The organism is Salipaludibacillus sp. HK11 (genome assembly GCF_047795645.1).
In the GTDB taxonomy this organism is placed as follows: Bacteria; Bacillota; Bacilli; order Bacillales; family Salisediminibacteriaceae; genus Salipaludibacillus.
In genome coordinates, this window is sequence record NZ_CP181045.1 from 3,412,881 (window position 1) to 3,438,051 (window position 25,171).

Annotated in this window: 22 protein-coding genes; 3 read left to right on the forward strand and 19 right to left on the reverse strand. The window is 39.3% G+C overall.

Going from position 1 to position 25,171, the window contains the following annotated elements; translation table 11 throughout:
- Nucleotides 1-159: 159 nt before the first annotated feature.
- Nucleotides 160-1,617, reverse strand: a complete 1,458-nt coding sequence (locus ACM26V_RS15980) for an acylphosphatase (protein WP_416147723.1) — start codon at nt 1,615-1,617, stop codon at nt 160-162.
- 333 nt (nt 1,618-1,950) lie between these two features.
- On the opposite strand from ACM26V_RS15980, the gene ACM26V_RS15985 reads away from it, so the two are divergent.
- Both ACM26V_RS15985 and ACM26V_RS15990 read left to right on the forward strand, forming a co-directional pair.
- The gene (locus tag ACM26V_RS15985) at nt 1,951-4,989 is read left to right on the forward strand and encodes a peptidoglycan-binding protein (RefSeq protein WP_416147724.1); all 3,039 of its coding nucleotides are present in this window, start codon (nt 1,951-1,953) and stop codon (nt 4,987-4,989) included.
- Nucleotides 4,990-5,304: 315 nt separating this feature from the next.
- Nucleotides 5,305-6,321: a peptidoglycan-binding protein gene (locus tag ACM26V_RS15990; RefSeq protein ID WP_416147725.1), complete on the forward strand. Its 1,017-nt coding sequence runs from the start codon at nt 5,305-5,307 to the stop codon at nt 6,319-6,321.
- A gap of 361 nt (nt 6,322-6,682) precedes the next feature.
- Here the strand turns inward: ACM26V_RS15990 and ACM26V_RS15995 are convergent, their stop codons facing one another.
- From ACM26V_RS15995 to ACM26V_RS16005, 3 genes are all read right to left on the reverse strand, one after another.
- Nucleotides 6,683-7,465 carry a hypothetical protein gene (locus ACM26V_RS15995; protein ID WP_416147726.1) on the reverse strand — a complete coding sequence of 261 codons (783 nt, stop codon included), beginning with the start codon at nt 7,463-7,465 and terminating at the stop codon, nt 6,683-6,685.
- Nucleotides 7,466-7,595: 130 nt separating this feature from the next.
- Nucleotides 7,596-9,212: a peptidoglycan-binding protein gene (locus ACM26V_RS16000; protein ID WP_416147727.1), complete on the reverse strand. Its 1,617-nt coding sequence runs from the start codon at nt 9,210-9,212 to the stop codon at nt 7,596-7,598.
- A 725-nt stretch (nt 9,213-9,937) separates the two neighbouring features.
- Nucleotides 9,938-10,135: a hypothetical protein gene (locus ACM26V_RS16005; RefSeq protein ID WP_416147728.1), complete on the reverse strand. Its 198-nt coding sequence runs from the start codon at nt 10,133-10,135 to the stop codon at nt 9,938-9,940.
- A gap of 434 nt (nt 10,136-10,569) precedes the next feature.
- Between ACM26V_RS16005 and ACM26V_RS16010 the strand changes: the two genes are divergently transcribed.
- Complete coding sequence (locus ACM26V_RS16010) at nt 10,570-12,225, forward strand: Na/Pi cotransporter family protein (RefSeq protein WP_416147729.1); 1,656 nt, start codon at nt 10,570-10,572, stop codon at nt 12,223-12,225.
- 91 nt (nt 12,226-12,316) lie between these two features.
- On the opposite strand, the gene ACM26V_RS16015 is transcribed toward ACM26V_RS16010, so the two are convergent.
- The 15 genes from ACM26V_RS16015 to ACM26V_RS16085 form a co-directional block, all read right to left on the reverse strand.
- A complete protein-coding gene (locus ACM26V_RS16015) occupies nt 12,317-12,457 on the reverse strand; it encodes a hypothetical protein (RefSeq protein WP_416147730.1) in 141 nt (46 codons plus the stop codon).
- A 58-nt stretch (nt 12,458-12,515) separates the two neighbouring features.
- Complete coding sequence (locus ACM26V_RS16020) at nt 12,516-12,809, reverse strand: hypothetical protein (RefSeq protein ID WP_416147731.1); 294 nt, start codon at nt 12,807-12,809, stop codon at nt 12,516-12,518.
- A 131-nt stretch (nt 12,810-12,940) separates the two neighbouring features.
- Entirely contained in the window at nt 12,941-13,108 is a 168-nt protein-coding gene (locus tag ACM26V_RS16025; RefSeq protein WP_416147732.1) for a hypothetical protein, read from the reverse strand.
- 906 nt (nt 13,109-14,014) lie between these two features.
- On the reverse strand, nt 14,015-14,449 hold the full coding sequence (gene fabZ, locus ACM26V_RS16030) for a 3-hydroxyacyl-ACP dehydratase FabZ (protein WP_416147733.1): 435 nt from the start codon (nt 14,447-14,449) through the stop codon (nt 14,015-14,017).
- Between the two features lie 138 nt (nt 14,450-14,587).
- Nucleotides 14,588-15,448 carry a DNA-directed RNA polymerase subunit beta gene (locus tag ACM26V_RS16035; protein WP_416147734.1) on the reverse strand — a complete coding sequence of 287 codons (861 nt, stop codon included), beginning with the start codon at nt 15,446-15,448 and terminating at the stop codon, nt 14,588-14,590.
- Nucleotides 15,449-15,547: 99 nt separating this feature from the next.
- Nucleotides 15,548-16,378 (reverse strand): flagellar hook-basal body protein, encoded by an 831-nt coding sequence (locus ACM26V_RS16040; RefSeq protein ID WP_416147735.1) that lies wholly within the window; start codon nt 16,376-16,378, stop codon nt 15,548-15,550.
- 53 nt (nt 16,379-16,431) lie between these two features.
- The gene (locus ACM26V_RS16045; RefSeq protein ID WP_416147736.1) at nt 16,432-17,256 is read right to left on the reverse strand and encodes a flagellar hook-basal body protein; all 825 of its coding nucleotides are present in this window, start codon (nt 17,254-17,256) and stop codon (nt 16,432-16,434) included.
- Nucleotides 17,257-17,317: 61 nt separating this feature from the next.
- A complete protein-coding gene (locus ACM26V_RS16050) occupies nt 17,318-18,322 on the reverse strand; it encodes a rod shape-determining protein (RefSeq protein WP_416147737.1) in 1,005 nt (334 codons plus the stop codon).
- Nucleotides 18,323-18,609: 287 nt separating this feature from the next.
- A complete protein-coding gene (spoIIID, locus tag ACM26V_RS16055) occupies nt 18,610-18,897 on the reverse strand; it encodes a sporulation transcriptional regulator SpoIIID (protein WP_416147738.1) in 288 nt (95 codons plus the stop codon).
- Between the two features lie 386 nt (nt 18,898-19,283).
- Nucleotides 19,284-20,105 (reverse strand): peptidoglycan DD-metalloendopeptidase family protein, encoded by an 822-nt coding sequence (locus tag ACM26V_RS16060; protein ID WP_416147739.1) that lies wholly within the window; start codon nt 20,103-20,105, stop codon nt 19,284-19,286.
- A gap of 55 nt (nt 20,106-20,160) precedes the next feature.
- Entirely contained in the window at nt 20,161-20,469 is a 309-nt protein-coding gene (locus tag ACM26V_RS16065; RefSeq protein WP_416147740.1) for a hypothetical protein, read from the reverse strand.
- A gap of 3 nt (nt 20,470-20,472) precedes the next feature.
- The gene (locus tag ACM26V_RS16070; protein WP_416147741.1) at nt 20,473-20,787 is read right to left on the reverse strand and encodes a hypothetical protein; all 315 of its coding nucleotides are present in this window, start codon (nt 20,785-20,787) and stop codon (nt 20,473-20,475) included.
- Nucleotides 20,788-20,905: 118 nt separating this feature from the next.
- Complete coding sequence (gene spoIID / locus ACM26V_RS16075) at nt 20,906-22,006, reverse strand: stage II sporulation protein D (RefSeq protein WP_416147742.1); 1,101 nt, start codon at nt 22,004-22,006, stop codon at nt 20,906-20,908.
- 780 nt (nt 22,007-22,786) lie between these two features.
- Nucleotides 22,787-24,115: a UDP-N-acetylglucosamine 1-carboxyvinyltransferase gene (gene murA, locus ACM26V_RS16080; protein ID WP_416147743.1), complete on the reverse strand. Its 1,329-nt coding sequence runs from the start codon at nt 24,113-24,115 to the stop codon at nt 22,787-22,789.
- Between the two features lie 559 nt (nt 24,116-24,674).
- Entirely contained in the window at nt 24,675-24,908 is a 234-nt protein-coding gene (locus ACM26V_RS16085; RefSeq protein WP_416147744.1) for a DUF1146 family protein, read from the reverse strand.
- Between the last annotated feature and the right edge of the window lie 263 nt (nt 24,909-25,171).

Below are 25,171 nucleotides of genomic sequence, written 5' to 3' on the forward strand. Positions count from 1 at the left end.
TTTATATGCAACTATTCCCTTTCGAAATAATAAAAAAAGAGCACATTCCACTAAAACTACTGAGTGACGATAACTCAACAGAATTATAAGAATGGCTCTTCGTGTTAGTATATGGAAAACTCTAATGCGCTTCTACGACGATGATAGAAACTATTTACTTTAAATTGTAAATCCAATTTTAAAGGATTCAGATAAGTCTATATTGTATTGGTTCACTTTTTTTACTTCTGATTTTTTAGAACCTTTATAACATGTATCTATAAATTCACTTACGTCTTTTTCGTTATTACTCAAGATTCGAATTTCAACTTCACCACCATCGACGTAACGCGCGGAACCATGTAAATTTTTTCGAAGCGCTTGCCTTTTAATCCAAGCTAAATAATCTACCTTTTGGATCTTCCCTGATACGACAAATTTTCTGCCATATATTTTGCTAGAGGGCGGACGTGCAACAGTAACTTCATCAGAAGCCCAACTTTTTAGTGGTTCTATTACGCTGTGATAATCAAAGTAAAAACTTGATTTTTGAACCTTTTCCGTTTCCGGGAAGTAATAACTAATTATTGCTTCTGGTACGTCTCTAGCTTTACCGCTCCAAGGGTATAAGTGAAAACCTATTTCTGCTGTCGCATTCACTTCTAACACGACGCCTTGATCATTTGATGTTGGATCTACAATAATATCCACCCCTGCATGAGGAATAGAAGGCAAAGCTTTAAGAGCATCTACAGCCATTTGTCTAATATCTTTTGATAATTCGTCCGTCGCTTCAATTGGATCTCCACCTGAGGACAAATTGCTCTTTTCTCTCAAGAAAACTTGCTCTCCACTTTTCGGAACACTATTTACATCGTACCCTACTCTTTTCATACAGGAAACCACTTCATAGTCAACTTTAATCGGTTTTGGAGCTAAATATGGATTTCCTTTTCTTGCCTCGTTTTTATCTTCTATAAGTTTTTTAATTGTCTTTTCACCATCTCCAATCACATTTGCTGGGATTCTATTCGTGGCACCAACCACTTTATTTCCTACAACGTATATTCGATACTCTTTCCCTGGATAATATTTCTCAATAATATATTCAGGGTAATTATTTAGAGATTTTAAATCAATAAGGACCTCTTTTAGTTCATCTTCATTTTGTATATTTGTGTAAACCCCTTTTCCCATGCTCCCCTTTAAAGGTTTTGCTACGATAGGAAATCCAACTTCTTTAGCATAACTCAGTATTTTCTCGTCATTATTTGTATCAAATACTTCTCCAATTGGAATTGGTACATTTTTTTTATTAAGAGTTGCTTTTGTTTTTTCTTTATTTTGGCAAATTCTCACAGACCTATTGGAAACTTCATCTCCTCTTGATCTAAAAAAATAATGTTCTTGATTTTTGGATGAAAGTGAGAAAAATTTCCCCTGTGTACTGCTATTCATTCGATCCAATTTACATAATTCTGTTTCATCTTTATACCAGGTGAGTTTCAATCCACGTCTCCAACCCTCAAGGGCTACGAGATATGAACATAATTTAAAACCACTAATATCCAAAACAACATCTTTCGATAAATTATCAAGAAGTTCTACTTTTTCAGTTTCAACTTTCGTATTTTCCATTTTTTTATTCTCCTTTATTCTTAGGTGTGTGATCACTATATTGAATCTATTGGTTATTGCAGAACTATATCATTTGTATCTTCCCCGTTTTAAGAACCAAATAAACAATTGCGCTTACGGCACTTGACAAAACTAATATAATTTTGACATTTTTACCGAAATACTCCCATACATCTACAATAGTCCCTTGCTTTTTTTGTTCACTATAGTGATAATTGGGGTGTTAGCGCATATTCCACTTAATTATGAAAATTGTCAACTTGATAAAACACTTACTTTTCCATCAGCTATGCGTCTACAAATATCACTATAAAGGAGGAGTATACATATCAAATGGTAGAAAAAAAACTTCATAAGCTTCTATTCGTAGGTTTCTTAATCTTCACTTTGATGTTTTCTTCCTTGGACTCTGTTCTTGCAAATTCAGAATCTGAAGCTGCAAACAACGATGAGAACACAAATATCGTTGAAGAGGAAGAAGAAAATGAGCTAAACAAAGAGGATGATTCTGATGTTTCGGAAGAACTTACACAAGACGAGATTGATATGGGGGAGACTGAAGATAGTCTTGAATCTGAGAAAAAAAATTCAACAGACGTAAAAGAGCCAACAGATGACCTTTCTGATGACGAGATCCCTTCAGAAAATAATGATGGTGAATCTTCAGAGAATAATTCGGAAGTTGATTCGGAAGGCAAGGACTCCGAAGATGAGACTGAAGAATTAGAAACAAAAGTGATGAATGCTTCCATTAATTCAGGTTTCGAGTTGGGTGATTCTCATGAGAAAATCATTGAATTAAAAGAAGGCTTAAACCAAATCGGGTTTGGGTACATCACTGTGACCGAGAATTTTGGGAATTTCACAGAAACACAAGTTAGAGCGTTCCAAGACTATTACGGTTTATCAGTGACTGGTGTAGCGGATGAAGCAACATTCGAAAAACTAGATAGTATCTTGGACCACCCTTATCAAAAAGGGAAAAGCAACTCAGACTTAGCTGGTTTCAAAGTGAAATTGAACTGGATGGACTACGGTCAAATATTAGTGACAGAAAACTTTGGTTCTTGGATGGAGTCCCGTGTAAAAGCGTTCCAACGAGATCATAATCTTGCTGTCAGTGGCATTATTGAACCTGTCACGGAAGCAAAGATTAACGAAACATTTGCTAGTATTTTTAAAGTCAACAATAGACATGCGAGTATCGTAGATTTAAAAGAGATGTTAAATCAAACAAGTTTTGGCGGTATTCTCGTTTCAGACCTTTATGGTTCCTTTACGTCGACTCGTGTCCGTCAATTCCAAGAGTATTACGAGTTGGAAGTAACCGGTGAAGCGAATGTACAAACGTTAAACAAATTGGAATCCGTATTGGATACACCTTTTAGAGAAGGTGTCCGTCACCCTGATACGATTGAACTGAAAGAAGGATTGAATCTATTAGGCTTTGGACCAATCCTTGTATCTGATTTGTACGGCTCTTTTACGAAACGACAGGTTGCATCTTTCCAAGAAACGTACGGTCTTAGCCCTACGGGAGTTGCAAATGATGCGACGTGGGCAATGATGAATGAGCTACTTGACAGCCCACTGCAAGAAGGGCGCAACCATGAAGATTTAATTGAGCTTAAACAGAAATTAAACTGGACTGGTTACGGTCATATTTTAGTGACAGAGAACTACGGTTCATGGATGGCATCACGCATCCGGTCATTCCAGCAAGACCATGACCTACCAGTTAATGGGATCATCGATGAGAAAACTCAACTGGCCATCGAGCACACATTTGAAAAAGGATTTACAGAAGGTAACCGCAACCCTGGAGTTATTGATATGAAAGAAGGGTTAAATAAATTAGGCTTTGGAAATATACTAGTGTCTGATTTGTATGGCTCTTTCACCGCTCAGCAAGTTCGTAGTTTCCAAGAGTACTATGGTTTGGAAGCGACAGGGAAAGCGAATCTACCTACCTTAAACAAAATTGACTCGTTGTTAAACAGCTCTCTCCAAGAAGGGAAACGTCATAATGACTTGTTGAACATTAAGGATCAAATGAATAATATTGGCTTTGGGTATATTACTGTGACGACTCTTTTCGGCTCATATACGGAGCAGAAAGTCAAAGAGCTCCAAGACTATTACGGTTTAAGAGTGAATGGGATTCTTGATAAACCAACTCAAGCTAAGATCAATGAAGTCTTTACTAGTCCTTTCCGTGAAGGAGAGCGTCATGATGGCTCAATTGATCTAAAAAATGATCTTAATGCTTTAGGTTTTGGAAACATTCTAGTCTCCACTTTATATGGAAGCTATACAAAGCAAAAAGTAGAAGATTTCCAGAGGTATTACGGACTTGTTGTGAACGGTATTGCCGATGAGCCTACATTTGCTAAAATAGATGAACTAAAAAATAGTTCATTTCAACTTGGCAAAAGGCACGAGAACACTAAAATTCTCAAGGAAAGCTTAAACCGTCTTGGGTATGGAAATATCTCAGTAACCACTTTATTTGGGTCATTTACTGAAAAACGAGTGAAAGACTTTCAAGCTGATCATGGTCTTGCCGTTAACGGGATTGCTGATGAACCGACTTGGGAACTAGTGAATCAACTAGTCGCTTCGCTTAATAGTAGTACGCACGGTATTGTTACAGCTAGTAATTTAAACATCAGAAAAGCACCAACAGCGAATAGTGAAAGAGTAGGTCAACTTTCTGCAAACACGGTTGTTCAAATAATTCATCAAGAAAGTAACGGTTGGTACAAAGTTGCTTTTGATGGTGGTATTGGTTATGTTTCAGGTACTTATATTACCGAGGCAACTGGACCATTAGCGGGAAAGACGGTTATTCTTGATGCTGGTCACGGAGGACGCGACTCTGGTGGAATTGGCGGTGGAATGCTAGAGAAAGATTTTGCCCTAGATGTTAGTCTCAGAGCTGAGAAACTCCTCCGAGAAGCTGGAGCGAGTGTTATCATGACCAGAACTACGGACGTTTTCTTGACGTTAGATGAAAGAGCCGCAATTGCTAACACTTCTGGTGCAGATGCTTTTGTAAGCGTCCATGCTAACATTTTCAACGGGTCAGCAAATGGCACAGAGACGTTCTGGTACGGCAGACATGAGGCAAGAAATAGTGAACGGTTAGCACATGCTATGCAAAATGCTACTCTTGCTAAAATGGGGACTCATAATCGTGGTGTTTTCAGTCATCGAGCTTTCGTTGTAATCGCAAAAACTGAAATTCCTAGTGCACTTTTGGAAGTTGGTTTTATGGATCATGCAGGTGATGCAACTAAGTTACGATCTAGTAGTTATCGTGACCGTTCAGCTGAGGCAATTCGCGATGGTTTTATTAATTACTTTAGATAAAATCGTATTATTTCATATAAGGATAAGGAGTTTAGTGCATTTATTGCGCTAAGCTTCTTTTTTTGCATTGCTTTGGAAAAACTATGGATAAAGGAATTTTATAGCTGTTTTTGTCGTTATTTGTCTAATTGTCCCGATTTATATAACAGTATCATTACATAAAGTAGTCAAATATCATCAAGTTATATTACAAGTTTTACAGAGAGATTATAGTTCGTTAACTAATCTGAGATTCTATTGTTTTAAGGTTTAATATTCGATAGACTTACTCTTGTAATCAATTAGAAAACAACAAACAAGGGGAGAGTTAAGTTTATGAAAAGAGTAGTTATGAGTGTTATTTTAGCTGGCAGTTTGTTCGCTATGCCGACAGCTTTCGATGCGGCCTTAGGGGATCAAACATTACGTGAAGGAACAAGACACGGGGACGTATCCGAGTTGCAGGATGCTTTGCGGGACACAGGGCATTTTACATATCACACGTCAACAGGTTATTTCGGTTCCATTACAAATCAAGCAGTTCGTAATTTCCAACGTAGCAATGGTCTTTCTGTAGATGGCATTGCTGGACCTCAAACGTTCAATGCTTTAGGAGTATCAAGTGGTGGATCAAGTGCTACACAAGTAAGTAATTCAAGCGGATCTACGATTTCGTTTAATACAGTTTTACGCTCTGGTTCGCGTGGAGACCAAGTTCGTCAGTTACAAAGAGCATTATCTGACCGTGGTTATAATTCTGGAAGTAATGTTGATGGTGTATTTGGTCCAAAAACCGCACAATCAGTTCGTGATTTCCAACGCAGTGCTGGTATTTCTGTAGATGGCATTGCTGGACCACAAACTTATAGTGCAATTAATGGTAATTCTAGCTCTAGTGGATCTTCTAGTAATTCAGGCTCAACAGCTAGTTCAGGTTCATCATCTAGCTCTAATTCAAGTTCAAACACTGCAACACATGTTAGTAATTCAACCGGCGGTGCAACAAGTGCAATGCTTACAACAGCGAGAAGCGTTATCGGTACACCATATCAGTGGGGTGGAACTACAACTGCTGGTTTCGACTGCAGTGGATTTATCAATTATGTTTACAACCAACATGGAAAGAGCATTCCACGTACAGTAGCTCAAATGTGGGCAACTGTAACAAAAGTATCTAACCCACAAGCTGGCGACATTGTCTTTTTCGCGCCATCAGGAGGCGGACCATCTCATAACGGTATCTACCTAGGTGGAGGTCAGTTTATCCACTCTGGTTCTTCTACTGGCGTGACAATTTCCAACATGAATAGTGGTTATTGGAGCAATTCATACGTTGGTGCTGGTAGTCTATAATTTAAAGTTTAGCGAAATATATACGCTTATTTGCTGAAACTAGACTATTGATAGAAAGCTTTAATATGACATTAAATTACATTCAATCTACTATACAACATGATAATCATCTAGCTAACTATATAATCCCTTTTCCCGATAATATATTTTATAAACATTATAGTTCCACCCCAAAAAACCTCCTTGTCCAGGAGGTTTTTGGTTTATGATGAGAATTTGAAGGTGGAGTTAAATGGGAATGAGAGTTTGGGTTCCTTTTAAATGAGGGTTCTCTCGGGAAGGACACGCTCCCACATGTTTCGTTCCCTTCACGAGGGTGAGCAGTTTTAAAAGGTACTATTCATCTTTGGATCCACCAACGTTAAGCCTTTATCTCACGTCTTATCCACCAAAACGTACCTCCACCTATAACAACTAACAAACTTGTACCAATGGCTAACATCTGAAAAGATGATCCAGTAGATTGAGCTTCACTAGCACTTAAAATTTCTTCATCTCTCTCTTCTTTTGCTAGTTCTTCTGCTGCTTCTTCTTGTTTTTCCATATTAATGTCAGTCTTCAATTTATTATCATCATTGTTTTCTACTTTTGTTTTATCCATCTTGTATGTTTCATAAATTATTTCATGATTTAATGCTTCATTTGTATCTTCGTTTTCTACTTCCTCTGTTTCACTTTCATTCAATTCATTGCTACTATTATTCGAATCATCAGAAATTGTATTATTAGAAGGCGTATTAGACTCGACTTGTGAACCTACACTATTTGTCTGATTATTATTTGTTGTGCTTCCGCTTCCAGAAGGATTATTATTGGATTGTACTTCTTGTTCTTCACTTTGTTGATTTTGCTGGTTTTGTGGTCCCTGTTGTTCTTCACGTTCTTGCTCTTCCTGTTGATCATGTTCTCTTTCTTCTCGCTCTTGTTCTTCTTGTGGCTCACCTTCTCCTTCTTCTCGCTTTTGGTCTTCTTGTTCATTATTATTTTCTTCGTCTTCAACTGTATGAACTGGTAGTGGTTCCCCTAATTCTGGAGTAGGTGTTGGATTCCCTATTATTCCATCCTCTTCCCCTTTGACTTCGATATTGTGAACCATCATTACCGACAAAAATAATATGCATAAAGCTGTTATTTTTTTTACCATAAACTCACCTCTTTAAAACCTTATTCTCTCAACATAACAAATACTATTACCATTACCAATACTATAGCTATTTAGCAAAACAAGCCATATGCTAATAAAACGTAGCATACAGCTTGATCACAATTAATCGTTAATTCATACGTTTAGCACCCAAATAACGTGGGGCCCAGTAACTATTACTCATACTGGTTGTCGTTACCCCAGTTGAAGATCCACTGTGGACGAATTTATTGTTTCCAATATAGATACCATTGTGAGAAGGACCTGATTTGTATGTTTCAAAAAATACGACATCCCCTACTTTTGGGGTTGATACGGACGTTCCAGCATTCCATTGCTGTGCGACTGTCCTTGGTATATTCACACCGTTATTACGGAAGACATGTTGAATAAAGCCGCTGCAATCAAACCCAGACGCCGTTGTTCCTCCCCATAAATAAGGCACACCGATATAATTCGAAGCATCGGCAACCAAATTCATCACATCGAAACTTTGTTTTGATCCTGAATTGGACGATGATTCACTCATGTGGATCGCTGCAACTTCTTCAAGCTTGTTCAACGTCGATGTTGTCGCGATACCATCAGAAACTAAATCCCATTGACTTTGGAACTTTTTCACCGCTTCTTTTGTGACAGAACCAAAATAGCCAGTAGGTTGCTGATTAAAGTGACCTGTAGCCCTTAACATATTTTGAAGTTCTGTTACATTAGATCCTTGACTCCCCTCTTTTAGTGCCGAGCTGGAGGAAGATGAATTTGATGACCCGTTTGACGAACCATTTGACGAGTTACTAGATTCACCTTTATTTAATTGCTTGTACGTTTGCGGACCAAAAACACCATCTACAGAAATACTTGCCTGTCGTTGTACCTTTCGAACGGCTTCTGCTGTTAATGGACCATAGGATCCGTCAATTGAAGACGTGTAAAAGCCTAAATCTTTCAACTTTTTTTGTAATTGTTCTACTTGCTTGCCTCTAGCACCTTGTCTCAAAACGACACCAGAAAGATCAGATGAACCACTGTTGTTTGATACGGTTTCTGAAGAATTATTTTCCGGCGCACTAGAAGACGCTTCTGTCGACTTCGTCGGACTAGTCCCTGAGATTTCTTTGTTCACCATAGTGAACGTATTAGGCCCAGCAAGTCCATCTACAGTTAACCCACGTGCCTGCTGAAACTTTCGAACAGCCTGCTGTGTCATGTTACCGTAGATTCCTGTAATTTCCGGATGCTCATAGAAACCTGCTTTTTTTAAATAAGCTTGAAGTCTAGAGACATCTCCGTTTCGTGTACCGTTTCTCATTACCTGACTCGTGTTGCTAATCTTCGAAAGAGATGACGATGTACCAGATTCAGTATATGTATCTGCTGACGACTCATTATTAGAAGATTCTTTCTTATTTGAGGAGGTGGATGAGTTAGTACTGGAACGATTGCCATTTAACACACTGAATGTTTGCGGACCGACGATGCCATCTTGTGAAAGACGATGTTCTTTTTGAAAACTTTTCACTGCCGTTCGTGTGATTTCTCCGAAGTAGCCAGTTGCTGTGTGAAAGGTAAAGTATCCTTCATCTTTTAATTTCTCTTGCAATACTTTCACTTCTTCATCTTCCATACCAAATCGTAAGGTATTTTCACCAAATGATGCTTCTGCTATATTTGGTGCAACGATGACCGCACCGAATGCCGCTGCAGAAACAAAAATTGACGATCGAACTTTTGACTTAGAATAAGACATTCATTCACCTCTTTTATATTATTTTTTTCACAATAGAGAACAAAAATAGTGATAACAGACTAGTCTTTGTGCTAATTCTAACAAATTATCTGTAAGTTTAGTAGGTTCCAATGTCCTATTTTCGTATGTTTGGTAAATAGTCATGTCTTTTAGACCGAATTAAGGTAAATATATCCACCCACTTCGTTTATTCTCGTTATAAGGTCTTTATCCACCCACCTTTTTGCACATTATCTTATTGCATTCACAGATTTTTATAATTATTGTAAAACTATATGTTTGATTTATTTTATAGGTGGGTAAACTTAGAATAGGAGTTGAAATCCACCACTTTCATCTCTCCCCCCTATCATTGACTTATATATATTCGAAGGAACGGTCCTTCGAAAACAGAAAAACAAGCGGTTTTCCTTCGTCCCAAGGAGATTCTGCTTGTTTTTTTGTTTTGTTTTTTTAATACGGTAATTTGAAAAGTGAATTATGATGAAAATCACCAGTATTTTCCGGATAATAATCTATTTATTAAATCGAATGCCTTTATTCAACATAACCCTCTAAATAATTTTTAAAGAGCGAAAATTAGTATATAAAGATTGGATTCCATTAATGCCTATACAAAGTAGAAGATATGAGGTCAGGAACTCTAGGTGCGTCCCTTTTATTCTGTTATAAATAACAAAAAAAGAGGTGGGCAAATGCCCACCTCTTTGGATAGTTGTAAAATACTATTCGTTAGCTTCTTCTTCTTCGTTCAGTTCTACTTCTACTTCGTTGTTAGCAGCATCGTTGTTAACTTCTGTTTCAACATCTGCATTGTTGTCAACCGCATCATTGTTTTCTGCGTCGTCGTTGTTGCCACAAGCTGCCAATACACCTAATGCCAAAACGCCTGATAATAGTGAAAGTGATAATTTCTTCTTCATAATTCATTCCTCCTGATTTTTCCTAGTTGGTATGAGATCTACTAATTTAGATACTGTGCTCTCATACCGTTAATCTCTTTCCTTTGATTAACTTAGCTTAGTTTAACTCTAAGAAATTACTTAGGCAATAGGTTTTACTACTTTTAGACACTTTTCCATAATTTATCAAATTCTTTCTTATTTTTTACATTATATAACTTTTATTTTTTCAGCATATGGTGGGAATTCTTATACTAAGAACTTTTCATTTATCTTCCTTATCGTTTTATAAGTGTGCATTATTCTATAATTCAACTTAGGTAGATTGATTTTATTCTGTTATATACATAAAAACCTCAATCTTTACACAAAATTTACAAAACCTTAACATTATCTCGATTTACATTCACATTATATTTATATATGATGTGAACAGTATCATAATATGATGAAACATGTCGAAATTTTTACAAGGGATGGATGTTGAAGTGGATATACAAGCGGTACTGTTTATGTTTATTGGAGGTTTGGGAATATTTTTATTTGGGATCAAGTATCTCGGTGATGGATTACAAAAAGTTGCCGGTGATGGACTTCGAGACCTCCTTGACCGTTTTACGACAAATCCAGTTATGGGTATGCTTTCAGGAATTATTGTAACTGTCTTACTTCAAACGAGTACAGGTACAACTGTCTTAACAATTGGCTTAGTCAATGCTGGTTTTATGACATTAAGGCAAGCAATTGGGGTTATTATTGGGGCAAATATAGGAACAACTGTAACTGCATTTATTATAGGAATAAAAATTTCAGCATATGCACTCCCTATTGTTGCTGTAGGTGCATTCTTAATTTTCTTCTTTAAAAATAGAAAACTGAACAATTACGGTGAGGTTATTTTCGGTTTTGGTGCCTTATTTTTAGGCCTTAATTTCATGAGTGATGGTCTTAGACCACTAAGAGACTTGCAAGCTTTTACTGATTTAACGATAACTATGAGTGACAATCCATTATTAGGTGTTTTAATTGGAACGGTTTTCACGGTGGCTGTGCAAAGTTCAACAGCTGCAATTGGTTTACTACAAACTTTGTTTGGACAAGGTTTAATGGATTTAGATGCTGCATTACCTGTTCTTTTCGGTGATAACATCGGTACAACGATTACAGCAGTCTTCGCGGCAATAGGGGCATCAATTGCTGCTAAACGTGCAGCATTAACACATGTGATATTTAACTTGATTGGAGCAACCATAGTTTTAATTGTTTTAAGGCCGTTTACCGTCTTAGTCGAATACATTCGTGATAGCTTAGGATTAAACCCAGAAATGACTATTGCCTTTGCGCACGGAATATTTAATGTCTCTAACGCTATCATTCAGTTACCTTTCATCGCTGTGCTAGCATGGGTTGTCATTAAGATCATTCCTGGTCAAGATTCAGCCATTTCATATCAATCTGTTCATTTAGATGAAAAATTTATTAGGCAATCTCCGGCAATAGCTATTGGGCAAGGAAAAAAGGAAGTTCTACGTATGGCTGAATTAACGGAGAAAGGTCTTAATGAAGTTAATCTTTATTTTAAAACACAAGCAAAAAAGCATCGGGAAGTTATTCCGCAATATGAAGATGCAATAAACAATTTAGATAAAAAAATTACAGATTATCTTGTCCAAGTTTCTTCTCACTCTATATCTGGTCAAGACTCTAAAGTACACCATACGCTAATGAACACAGTAAGAGATCTTGAACGGATTGGGGATCATATGGAAAACATCATGGAACTTGTTGAATATCAAATTACGAACAAGGTTGAATTTTCTGAATCCGCTAAAGATGATTTAGATACCATGTTTGAATTAACGATTTCTACGATAAGACAAGCCATTCGAGCTTTGGATACAGAAGATATCAATGAAGCTAGAGCAGTTCTTGAAAAAGAAGAAAAGATTGATAAAATGGAGCGTGACCTTCGAAAGAAACATATCATTCGTTTAAATGAGAACAAATGCACTGGATCTGCTGGAATTATTTATGTAGATATTGTAAGTAATTTAGAGCGAGTAGGAGATCATGCAGTTAATATTGCTGATGAAGTTATTGGAGAGGAGTAATCGCAAAAACTTTCATCCCTTTATTACACCAATATGGAGTCCTTAACGAAACAAAAAGACGTGCATCAGCACGTCTTTTTGTTTTGACAATTTACATGTCGTCATTCATGCCGCCACCATCATTTAATGGTTCTTCATTCATTGGATCGTTTTCAACATCACCACATGCTCCTAAAACACCTAAAGCCAATATACTCGAAAGTAATGTTAATACAAATTTTTTCTTCATCATTCATCCCTCCTTTTTTTTTCTATATCGAGCTGTTAAAGCATTGTTTCATTCTTTCAAATTAACCGTTAAGTTCATTTTCGTTTTCTTCAAGATCGTTATTCATGCCATCATTCATGTCATTGTTCATACCATCATTTTCTCCCAAGTCATTATTCATTCCATCGTTTTCTCCCATATCATTATTCATTCCATTATTCCCCTCAAGGTCATTGTTCATTCCACCATTATCAGGAACTGCTGGATCATTGTTCATTGGGTCGTTCATTGGGTCGTTCTCTGCATTTCCACAGGCCCCTAGGATACCTAACGCCATTACACTTGACATTGCTGTTAACATTAATTTTTTCTTCATTATAAATTCCTCCTACTATCTAATTTGTAATAAAATTTTATTTCAATTTCCATGCCATGAACAACTTGTGCATATAATTTATTTCCTTTAAGTTATTCAAAAGTCATCCTTGTTTTTATATTCTTCTCCATTTATTCGTTATTCATGCCACCATTATTTAAGCCGTTGTTTTCCATACCATCAACACCGTTCATTCCTGGATCGTTATCCAATGGTGCGTCTTCCACTTCTCCACAAGCTCCTAAGAAACCTAACGCTAATATACTTGACAATGCTGTAACCATTAATTTTTTCTTCATGTTTATTCCTCCTCAATTTTTTATCCTTTTGCGGTGGACATTTTGAAGATCATCTATTTTAAAACAATGGCAATAATCAATTACATGCCACTGTTGAAATTTAAATCGTTGTTTTCCTCGGGATCCTATGAAGCAAAACAGTTGATTTATTCTGATTAGCGAATAGCTGATCTTTCTATTCTGTCTATTTCACGTAAGCAGTCTTTCAAAACGGAATTAATCGCTTTTAGATAATCTCTCATATTCTTCACACAGAATTTCAAAATCTGCTTAACCTTGATTTGCTTTCATTAACTCAGTGTTAGTAAGAGTTACCATCTATTCATTTTTTGAGTATTTTGGCTTAAATCACAATAATAATGTATATAAAAATATATTTTGTCAATCTGAAACCATATTTTTTCATAAATGAGCTATTTTTAGACGGTTTTTACTTTCAAGCATACAGTCGCGTATGTTTGAGCATGCTTAAATAAACGTTTGTTTAAAAGCTTATTTGGTATTAAAAGCGGAAGGAAAAGGATTAGGAGGGGTACGTTTCATCTCGTTTGGATGAAATCTCGGTGTGGTGGATTGTTTTATCTGAAAAGAACTCGCTAAGAGATCTTGTCGTATAGGGGTCAGACCTCTCTCTCTTTTGTTACCTTTCTTTTCATATTCCAGCCCACATAGGGCTCAAGTCGCTTCTTCTTGTGACCTTTCTTTTTCAAATTGACTCGTCATAGGGCTCAAGCTGCTCTCTCTTGTGCCCCTTCCACTCAAAACCCTGCTCACTTAGGGCTCAAGTCGCTTCTCATACGGCTAAAAACATGAATTCTGCCATTGCCACCCACCCGCTACTAAACCCTCAACAAAAAAACGCCACAACCGGCCAAAAGCAGCCGGTTGCGGCGTTTCATCGTATTATTATTCTTGTTTATCACCTAAGGCAAACATGAGCTCAGCTTCGGCGACGGTTTTGCCGTCTACAGATGCAGTTGCTTTTCCTTTGCCGATTGAACCTCGTAGGCGAGTCATGACAACTTCTAAGCGTAGTTGGTCGCCTGGCTTCACTTGACCTTTGAATCGGCAAGCATCGATGCCAGCAAAAAAGGCTAGTCGACCTTTATTCTCTTCCTTTTTCAACATCGCAACAGCACCAACTTGAGCCAACGCTTCGATGATCAGGACGCCTGGCATTACTGGATAATCAGGAAAATGACCATTAAAATATTCTTCATTTGCCGTAACATTTTTAATGCCAACAGCTCTCTGACCTTCTTCTACTTCCAAAATACGATCAACCAACAAAAATGGATAACGATGGGGAATAATGTCCTTTATTTCTTCAATATCTAACATAGGTTTATTACCTCCTCATATTAACTGACTATAAATCTTTATCTGTTAAGTTTACGTTTTTTTTGCTCAAGACACAAGAGAAGCTGGACACGAATACGGATTCTTTCCGTATTCGTGTCCAGCTCCCGAAACGTTTGATTAACGCTGACGTTCACGATCTGTTCCATCAAAAATCATATCGTATATGTGAAACCAAGTGTCTTCCTCGAGTACATCTCGTGGATTTCCACCATCACCGATAATCCCGAACCCGATCATCGCACCTAAAATCGCACTCCCTAACAAAACGGCAATGAGCAGAACAAGACGAACCCATATCGGAATTAACCTAATTCGACCAGGTTTCTTTTTCTCTCGTTTCCGATCTTTCCGCCGTTGTTCTCGCTTAGACATTTGCTTTTCATCAGTCTCTGCTGGTGCCTGTTCTTCCTCTTCGTTTGTCTCGGCAATTGGTGTCATCACAATCGTATCCTCTTCATTTAGGTCTGCTTCATCAGTTGCGGTCTCATTTTCTCTCTCAATCTCATGTTCAAATGGGATCGTTTCTTCAGCGTCCTGCGTTTCAGCTTCACTTATGTCCTCAGTGTCCGCTGACTCGTTTGTCTCGCTTCTTACTGAGTCTTCAGCTTCTAGATCTTCAGAGTCTTTACCGGCGCTCTCGTCGCCTACAGAGTTCTCGTCAGGGTCCTCTCCTTGTGTGGGCGAAGGTTCTTCCCCGTTACCCGAATCATTTTCACCTTCGTTGGTTTCATTCACTTGTGCGGAAGAATCCTCATCTGTTTTTGCGAGAATGTCGTCTTCAGATTTATCAGCATCGGATTCATGCTTAGCGTCTGTCGTATCATTATTGTCAGAAACGAATGGCCTCATGAAGTCGTCATCAGCACCGTCTCTTGAGTGGTTATTTGGTTGTGATGGTTGAATTTGATCAGCATCCGTTGCAGAAGAATCAATCTTTCCTTCTTCTGGTTGGAACTTTTGATCTCTCTCTTTGCTCATGACTAACTCCTCGTCTATTCACGTGTATTCCCAACTATCATACAGCACAAAACGCTTTTGCACAACGGATTCTAACTCAGTTTTGAAAACAACACGAAATTAACGTAGGTTGGTAACTAGACCCATCATCTGATCTGTAATGCTGATGCCTTGAGAATTAAATTGGAAAGCTCGTTGTGCCTCGATCATGTTTGTCATTTCTCTCTCCATGTTGACGTTGGACATTTCCAAGCTCGATTGTTGGAAGACACCTGTTCCTGCTGCTTCATCCAATACGTCAGCGATTCCTAAGTCTAACTCATCAAGCTCAGCAAAAACAAAGTTATTATCTCCGTTATTTAATAGTAGCTGAGGTTTCGTGATGTTGACGAGTTGCAGTTGACCAAAGTTCTCCTCTGTCCCATCTTCCAAAGTAACTTGGATATTTCCTTCGCCTGTAATCGTTAAAGCGTCATAATTAGTAGGCAATGCGATCGGTTCGCCGTCTGCGGACAGGACAAATTCACCTTGAGCATCTACGAGAAAATTCTCGTCTGCCGCAGCTGGGTTAGGACTCAAATAAAACGCACCATCTCTTGTAAAGCGACGCTCACCTTCTTCCGTTGGCGAGATCTCAAAGAAAAAACCTGGTTGAGTTAACGCGACATCTAAGTCACGTCCTGTAGTTTGGAATGACCCTTGTTCAAAACGAACTGCCGTTTGCGCAACAGCTGCTCCAGATCCGCGTCGAAGTCCATTTGGTGTGTTTCGTCCAACTTCTAGGTCTGCAATTGATTGGTTATTCACCTGTTGAAAGAGAAGATCAGAAAAACTTGTATCGCGTCGTTTATACCCTGTTGTATTGGCATTAGCCAAGTTGTGGCCCGTTGTATCCAATTTTTGTTGAAGTTGGCCCATCGTTACAGCTGAATTGATCATCGATTGATTCACTCTGACTCACCTACTTTTTTATAATGAGCTAGACGCTCACAGAATTTTTATCATTAACCGACTCGGCCGACATCATTGACAGTGCGCTCCAAGCTTTGATCATACGCCTGAAGTACTTTCTGATTCGCCTCGAACGAGCGTAAAGCCGTCATCATTTGCGTCATCGTTTGTGCAGCGTCTACTGTCGAACGCTCTACAAATCCTTGCTGAAGTTGGTACGTCACCTCAGCGTTATCCAACGCAGCTACGATGTCGTTATCCCCATCATAACGAAGAAATCCCTCGCCTTCTTTCACTAATTGTGCAGGATCTGGAATCACCGCAACATTAATTTGTCCAAGCAGTTCGTCCTCTGTGGAAAAAATCTCGCCTTCATTTGTGACACGGATATTTTCATTCCCCACATCGATAGGTTCGCCGTCAACGCCCAGAATATAGTGTCCGGCAGATGATGTTAGGAACCCATCTCCATCAATCGTGAAGTTCCCGTTCCTTGTGTACCGTAGTTCTCCATCATCGTTTAACGTTTCAAATGCGAGCAATGCATCTTGATTTGTTTCTTCATCTGTTGGGACAAGACCTTGTAGGAGAGCAATGTCGGTATTATTCCCTGTCTCCTGCATGTCACCTTGGCGGAAATTTGGTGTTCGCTCTTGCATGTATACACCTGTAGCTAGTTCACCAACTTGGTTTGATCCACCAAAACGTGTATGGTCAGTACCCATGGCTCTAATCATCATACTTGGGAACGTTCTTAGTGATGATTGATCTGCTTTGTATCCTGCCGTTTCAACGTTCGCCATATTATTTGTTAGCATTTCTTGTTGGCGCTGCTGAGCGATCATCCCTGCTCCTGCTCCGTATAAACCACGTAACATAAACTTTCACCTCTTTTTAAAAGATTCTATCTTATCTATATCGGCTAAAAGCATGTTTTTGTTAAACTTTTACGCGATTTTTATTTATTCGATCTAAATTTTCTAGTAAGATCCCCGTTCCATTTGCTACGCAGTCCATTGGGTCTTCAGCAATTAAAACAGGTACTCCTAATTCTGTCGAAAGAAGCTGATCTATTCCGTGTAAATATGCTCCGCCCCCTGTAATAATTATGCCGCGATCAATAATGTCTGCTGAAAGTTCCGGTGGCGTCTGTTCAAGCACGTCTTTTGCTGCTTGAACGATATGTCCTACCGCTTCTTCCATGGCAATACGGACTTCTTCTGAGTTGACGACGATCGTTTTCGGTAAACCACTAACCATGTCACGTCCACGAATATCGATTTGTTCATCTCGAGCTTCTGGGAAGACTGTTCCAACTTCTTTTTTAATCGTTTCTGCTGTTCGTTCGCCGATCAAAAGCTTGTACTTCTTCTTAATATAACTCAGGATGTCACTGTCAAACCGATCGCCAGCGATCTTGATTGATGCGGCTGTGACAATCTCTCCCATCGATAGAACTGCTACGTCGGTTGTTCCACCACCGATATCAACTACCATATTTCCGCTCGGCTGATAGATATCCATGCCTGCTCCAACTGCAGCAACTTTCGGTTCTTCTTCTAAGTATACGTTCTTTCCACCACTTTTTTCCGCGGCTTCACGGATCGCTTTCTGTTCAACGGAAGTGATATTGGTCGGACAACATATGAGGATTCTTGGTTTGACGAACCAGCTTTTCACTCTTATTTTTCCAAGGAAATGTTTCAACATTGATTCTGTTGTTTCAAAATCAGCGATGACTCCATCTTTCAATGGGCGAATCGCTACGATGTTTCCTGGTGTTCGACCGACCATTCGAAATGCTTCTTCTCCTACTGCTAGAACTCTTCTTGTCGATGTGTCAATCGCTACGACGGCCGGTTCATTTAAGACGATACCTCTGCCGCGCACATGGATGAGCACGTTTGCTGTACCTAAGTCTATTCCTATATCCCTTCCAAACATCTGTAATTGCCTCCCCAGTTAAGTAAAAATCTTCTGCTTATACTATCCGTTGTTCTTTTATATTCGGTTCAAAAAGCTATTTTTTTGAACACTTATGTATATTCTTTGCATTCATTCTAATATTTTACCACAATATGTCGTTTCGGAGGACAAAGATATGTATTTTTTTCGTTCTTTTGTAGGTATTTTATCTTTTTCGTCGATATTTAGAAAGAAAGGGAACACCCACTCTCATTTAAAGTGGGTGTTTCCGTGTTATTGTTGTAGCTTGCCCAGACGATTGAATGCTAAACTTTCGGTTCTGCAACAGGGGGTCGTACCGTTTCTCCTGGTTGCCTGTATTTCACTTTCGTCGCCTCTCCACCACGAAGATGACGAATCGACTTGTGATAATCTAAGATCCCCTTCACTTCACTGGCTAATTCAGGGTTTATTTCAGGCAATCGCTCCGTCAAGTCTTTATGGACAGTGCTTTTAGACACGCCAAACTCCTTTGCAATGGTACGGACTGTTTTTCTCGTCTCTACGATGTACCTTCCTATCTTGATGGTTCTCTCTTTGATGTAATCGTGCACATCTCTCGCCTCCCTCATCATTCTGAGTTCAAAAAGACGAAGAAAAGACAGCCTTTTTGCTCGCAGCTCATATAACAGACTTGATGTGAGTCTGTAAGACCTCTTCTCCGTTGTATGTTACCGCTCGTCTGCCATCACCCTCATTCTCTTTGAACGACCTTCTCTTGTTGTGAAATTGTGTTAAGGTTTTTTAAATTTTATTAGACAAAGAAGGAAGATATGCCTAAAAACCGGAAAAAGGAAAAAGCTAGAGGATTGTCCTCTGTGCTTTTTCCTTTCTGGTTCTCTTTTATAGACTTGTGTTACCGCCTCTAGATGCTTCTGCGGTTAATTTACTTATGCAAAAGCATCCTCGGGTTTTTAAATTTCTTTCTTGCGCCTATTAGTTACGATGCATCTTCTTGTGTTTGATCTTCATCAGGATCTTCTGGCAATTGTTCAGGAGCATCTTGCTTGTCTTTTTCATCTTCTGAAAATTCAGGGAGCTCAGTCAATGTTTTTTCCATAAAATCTAATGGATTGACAGGTACTCCTCCTTTTCGAATTTCAAAATGAGCATGAACTCCAGCATCACTATTATAGAGATTTCTTCCTGCTTGTCCGAGGACGTCACCTTGCTTAACTGTTTGTCCTGCCTCTACTATTACGCCATCAAGGCTTTGATAGATTGTTACAGTGTCATTATCGTGTTCAATGTGAACGACCTGACCGAACAAAGCGTCTTCTTCTGATTTCACTACTGTACCACTCATGGCTGCAGTCACTTCAAAGGGCTCATCGTCATTTTTCGATAAGTCAATTCCTTTGTTTTGATAAAAATAATTGTCGTAATGAATTAACGACTTTGTCTGTTCTTCTACTGATGCTTCATAGTCATGAAAGGTACCTACAACTGCAACTTCTTCATCATCCATAGTGGGCATGTCAAATACCTCATCATGGGCTACTGCTGGAACTGCATCTTCGTCTGCTTCTGCGTCTTGATTTTGATCAGCACCTTCTTCGAGCCCCTCTATATCAAACTCAGAGTCTCGTTGTAAATCTGCTAAATCATCATCACTAGCTGTCATCCATAGAAACGTTGTTAACACGACTGCGATCATTGTTAGATACAATGCAGGCATCGCCCATCGCTTTTTCATCAGGCGTTTGGAATTCGCCTTTAACTGCTCCCATTTGGAAGCTTGTCTTTCTTCATGATTGCTCATGTAATCACCACCTCAGCAACTATTCTGATCAAGTTGCCGAAAGTTTATACATTATTTAGAAAATTTTATCAACGGGGTGGTTTTGCGCCGGTTGGGAGGTGTTGCTTTCTCTTGTTGTATTGTAGCCTTTCTTTTTCAATTTGGGGTGGTATAGGGCGTCGTGGCTCTCTAATGTGACACTTCTTTTCCAGAATGAGCTCGCATGGGGTACAAGCTGCTCTCTCTTGTGACCCTTCCTTTCCAGAATGAGCTCGACATGGGGCACAAACTGCTCCTTCTTGTTACCCTTCTTTTCCAGAATGAGCTCGCATTGGGCACATGACGCTCCTTCTTGTGACCCTTCCTTTCCAATTCCGCTCGACATGGGTCACAAGCCGCTTTCTCTTGTGACACTTCCTTTCCAATTCCGCTCGACATGGGGCACAAGCTGCTCCTTCTTGTGACCCTTCCTTTCCAATTCCGCTCGACATGGGGCACAAGCTGCTCCTTCTTGTGACCCTTCCTTTCCAATTCCGCTCGACATGGGGCACAAGCTGCTCCTTCTTGTGACCCTTCCTTTCCAATTCCGCTCGACATGGGGCACAAGCTGCTCCTTCTTGTGACCCTTCCTTTCCAATTCCGCTCGACATGGGGCACAAGCTGCTCCTTCTTGTGACCCTTCTTTTCCAAAATGTGCTCGCATTGGGCACATGACGCTCTTTCTTGTTACCCTTCCTTTCCAAATCCGTTCGACAAAGGACACAAACTTCTCGCTTGTGCCCTCTTCTCTCCAAATTCAACTAACATACCGCTCAAGTCCCTCACTCAGAATAGCTTAATTTGTTTGATACATCTTCTTCTGATTGTGAACTGTTATTGACTATTACGGTTGTTGCTTCTTCAATATCGACGTTATGATAATAGTGTTCAATAATGTCTCGATAAGTATTTCCTGCCTTAGCCATGCTGTCTGCACCGAATTGACTCATCCCTACACCGTGACCCCATCCGCGTGTTTCAATGACAATATTCTCGCCGCTCCGTGTCCAACTAAAATCACTAGAATCGAGCTCTAATGCATCTCGCACTTCTCGTCCTGTGAACGATTCTTCGCCAATTTTCACGGTTGCCACTCTTCCTCCGGTTGTTCTTGAAATGATCTCTCCAACTTCTCCTTCATCCAGTTGAATATCTAGTGCTCCCTGGAACTCTTCTACGGTCATGCTTTTTTCTCCCATATAGCGAGGAGATTCTGTGTCCCATGGACTTTCTACACTTCTTAAGTAAGGGATTTCGTTTTCCCAGTATTCCTCTGAATTCTCTGTATAACCGTTGCTTGTCGAGAAAAAGGTTGCTGTGATAGGCTCTCGATCGTATGTGATTACTTGCCCTTCTGTTTCCAAAACTGCTTGTCGAATTCTTGTAATTTGCCATTCATAATCGTTCCCCCAAAGTTCTTGGAGTTCCTCATCGTTTTTATAAACTTGATGCATAACTGTATCTGTTACGTCCGATCCTTCTGGTAAATTCAATCCATCGCCATCCAAAAGCAGTCGAATCAAATAGGTTCTTGCTGTTAATGCTTGTGCTTTCAACGCTTCCTTTTCATATGAGGCTGGCATTTCCGACGCTACCACACCGATGATATAGTCTTCTAGTGAAACTTCCTCTATCGTTTCATTACTAGAGCGAAAAACAGAAACGGTTTCAATCATACTACTCGGTTCTGTCTCTTCAATTTCAGTTTCCTCTGGAACCGGTGACCCGATGTCTGCCCCGTCTACTAATTCTTCCTCTTCATGAATGGTAATGTTTAATTCGCTATCTGAAGTTGCGGTTGAAAAACCTGTTACTAGAATGGCGGGAATAACAAGTATTGCCACCATAAAAATAATGATCACTAACATAAAGCGTTTTACCATAAAACGTCCTCCTCGTTTGTACAAGTCTCTATTAATTTGTATCGCATGTCTCATCTCATATCTATGAACTCTATCGATTGATTAGAACAAAAGAGAGTCAATTTAATAGTTTTGTTTCAAGATAGGTAGTAGGAGTGCTAGAGACGTTGGAAGAATAATGTTGATGGGAAGTTTGAGTCGCTTGAAGAATGCAGGGGGTGGCACTTCTGTGCCCATTAATTCGCTATTTCTAATTTCTATGGTCACAAGTTGCACCTTCTTGTTACCTTTAATTCGCTATTTTTAGTTTCAATGGTCACATGCTTCACCTTCTTGTTACCTTTAATTCGCTATTTTTAGTTTCAATGGTCACATGCTTCACCTTCTTGTTACCTTTAATTCACTATTTCTAGTTTCATTGGTCACATGCTTCACCTTCTTGTTACCTTTAATTCACTATTTCTAGTTTCATTGGTCACATGCTCCACCTGCTTGTTCCCTTTAACTCGCTATTTCTAGTTTCATTGGTCACATGCTTCACCTTCTTGTACCCTTTAATTCGCTATTTCTAGTTTCATTGGTCACATGCTCCACCTGCTTGTTCCCTTTAACTAGCCCCATCGCTTTTCTATCGTCACAAATCCTGCCTTCCTCGCAGCGCCTGACAATCCCACTCCGTAAACACAACATATTTACCCACCAACGCAAAAAACCTCCATGAGAGGGCATCTGGGGTTCAGATGGCTCTCTCACGGAGGTTTAATCTTATAAATAGGTTATTAAGAAGAGTGCGTTAAAAAATTAGGAAGCAAAATTCGGATCCAGCCTTAATGGTGCTGGAGCTTCTTGGTTTTCTAATTCGATTTCATCTTCCTTAACGCGCTCAATATCTGCGCCTAATTGAAAAAGTTTGTCGGCAAAATCAACGTATCCACGATCGATATGAATAAGATCAGTAACTCGAGTGTACCCTTCAGCAACAAGGCCTGTTAAAACGAGCGCTGCGCCTGCACGAAGATCTGTGGAGGCAACTTCAGCACCTTGCAGGTTCATCGGACCGTTGATAATTGCTGCGCGACCTTCAATTTTAATGTTTCCATTCATGCGGCGGAATTCCTCCACGTGCATAAATCGATTCTCAAAGACGGTTTCGGTAATGACACTGGTACCCTCTGCCTTCAACATGAGTGCCATCATTTGCGCCTGCATATCTGTTGGGAAACCAGGGTGTGGCATCGTTTTGATATCAACGGCCTTTAGTTTATCAGGTCCGATTACGCGAACACCATTGTCTTCTTCAATAATTTCGACGCCCATTTCCGTCATTTTTGCGATTAATGGTCGTAAGTGTTCTGTCAGAACATTTTCAACAAATACGTCGCCACGTGAAATAGCTGCAGCAACCATATATGTTCCCGCTTCAATGCGGTCTGGGATAATTGTGTGTTCAGCACCAACGAGCTCGTCAACCCCATCAATCCGGATCGTTCCTGTACCTGCACCGCGAACTTTCGCTCCCATGGCGTTTAAGTAGTTCGCAAGGCATACAATTTCAGGCTCTTCCGCTGCGTTTTCAATGATCGTCGTGCCGATGGCTGTTGTAGCTGCCATCATAATATTCTCTGTCGCACCAACACTTGGAAAGTCCATGTAAATTTTATTTCCGTATAGGCGGTCGTCCACTTTTGCTTCAATATATCCGTTACCAATTTCAACTTTTGCTCCCATGGCTTCAAACCCTTTTAAGTGTTGATCAATTGGGCGTGAGCCTATAGCGCAACCGCCTGGCAAAGCGATGCGAGCATGGCCAACTCGAGCAAGCAAAGGTCCCATGACTAAAAATGATGCACGCATTTTTCGTACATATTCAAATGGAGCTTCAATACTTAACTGATTTTGTGCATCAACTTCTATATGACCTTTACCTTCATAGGTAACTTCTGCATTTAAATTTCGTAGAACTTCGTTTATCGTGAATACGTCAGCTAAAGCCGGCACATCATAAATGTGACTCTTTCCTTTACTAGCTAAAATAGATGCAGCGATGACTGGCAAAACAGCGTTTTTTGCTCCTTCGACACGGACAGTGCCACTTAGTTGCCTGCCACCGCGGACGATGATTTTTTCCAATAGATTCCCCTCCGCGTCTTTATTGTATACTGTATTCATATTCAATCATAATCTTTCCTGTGCCAATTGATTTGGCATTGCTTTATTCTGTCTAAATTAATGGTGAATGAACGGTTAATCTTTCATTTGATCCGTTCTCGAGTTCGCTTGCGTTATTCATGCTCGAATGTGAGCGGTCGATTTAGTTCTCTGATGCAGTTTCGCTTATGCTTCTTCATTCTGATTTCCGAACTGTTTTAATGCATTCAATGTGAGTGTCATATTTAGTTCATTATATAAGTTATTAGTATGTTGTTTGCTTTATTCAGTTCTGTTGTCGTCAATTAAGAAGTGTCCAACCTGCGTTCATTTATATGCTTCCGACCTTAGTTCCATGTCTTATTTGTGACCGCTTCGTTCATTTTTGCCCTTATTAAAATTGTTGCCCTTTATGAAGTAAGCATACATGGAAGTATCCGCTAATCAGCGCGGAGCACAGCGGTTGTGATTCACTCCTTCTTTTTAATATTTCTTTTCGTAATGCTAAACAATTTGTGTTATTGCCCCCATAAAAATTTCGTCAAAAAAGGAAACGAATATTTGTTGACCAGTTTAAATAGTTCAGTAAAAAGCTGGTTACCATATGCGATAATGCAATCGTAATGATAATCATTAGGCTTTTTGCTTTCACGCCGTCGGGATCTCTGACAAATAAGTCAAATTTAATTGACTGGACTGACCACCACACGACAATTAGAACCATTAAGCTAATTAAAATGTTGAACAATGATTCCTGCCCAAGTGATTCGATCATTGAGTAATACCCCCGAGATAATCTGGTCTTTTTACGATCGATCCTCTTCAGAATCGAACAAATCTTTGCTCATTGTATTCGATCTTTTAACGCTTTAACACTAATCTTCAAAAATGTATACTTTAGCATAGTAATTATCTTAACGGATAATTTCCGATCGTGCCACCATTTTCCGACGATTTCTTTTTATTACCAGTAGGACTTTTGGTCATTTTTTTCATTTTTGTGCATAAATTTCACATAAGATCAAATAATTTTTTAAA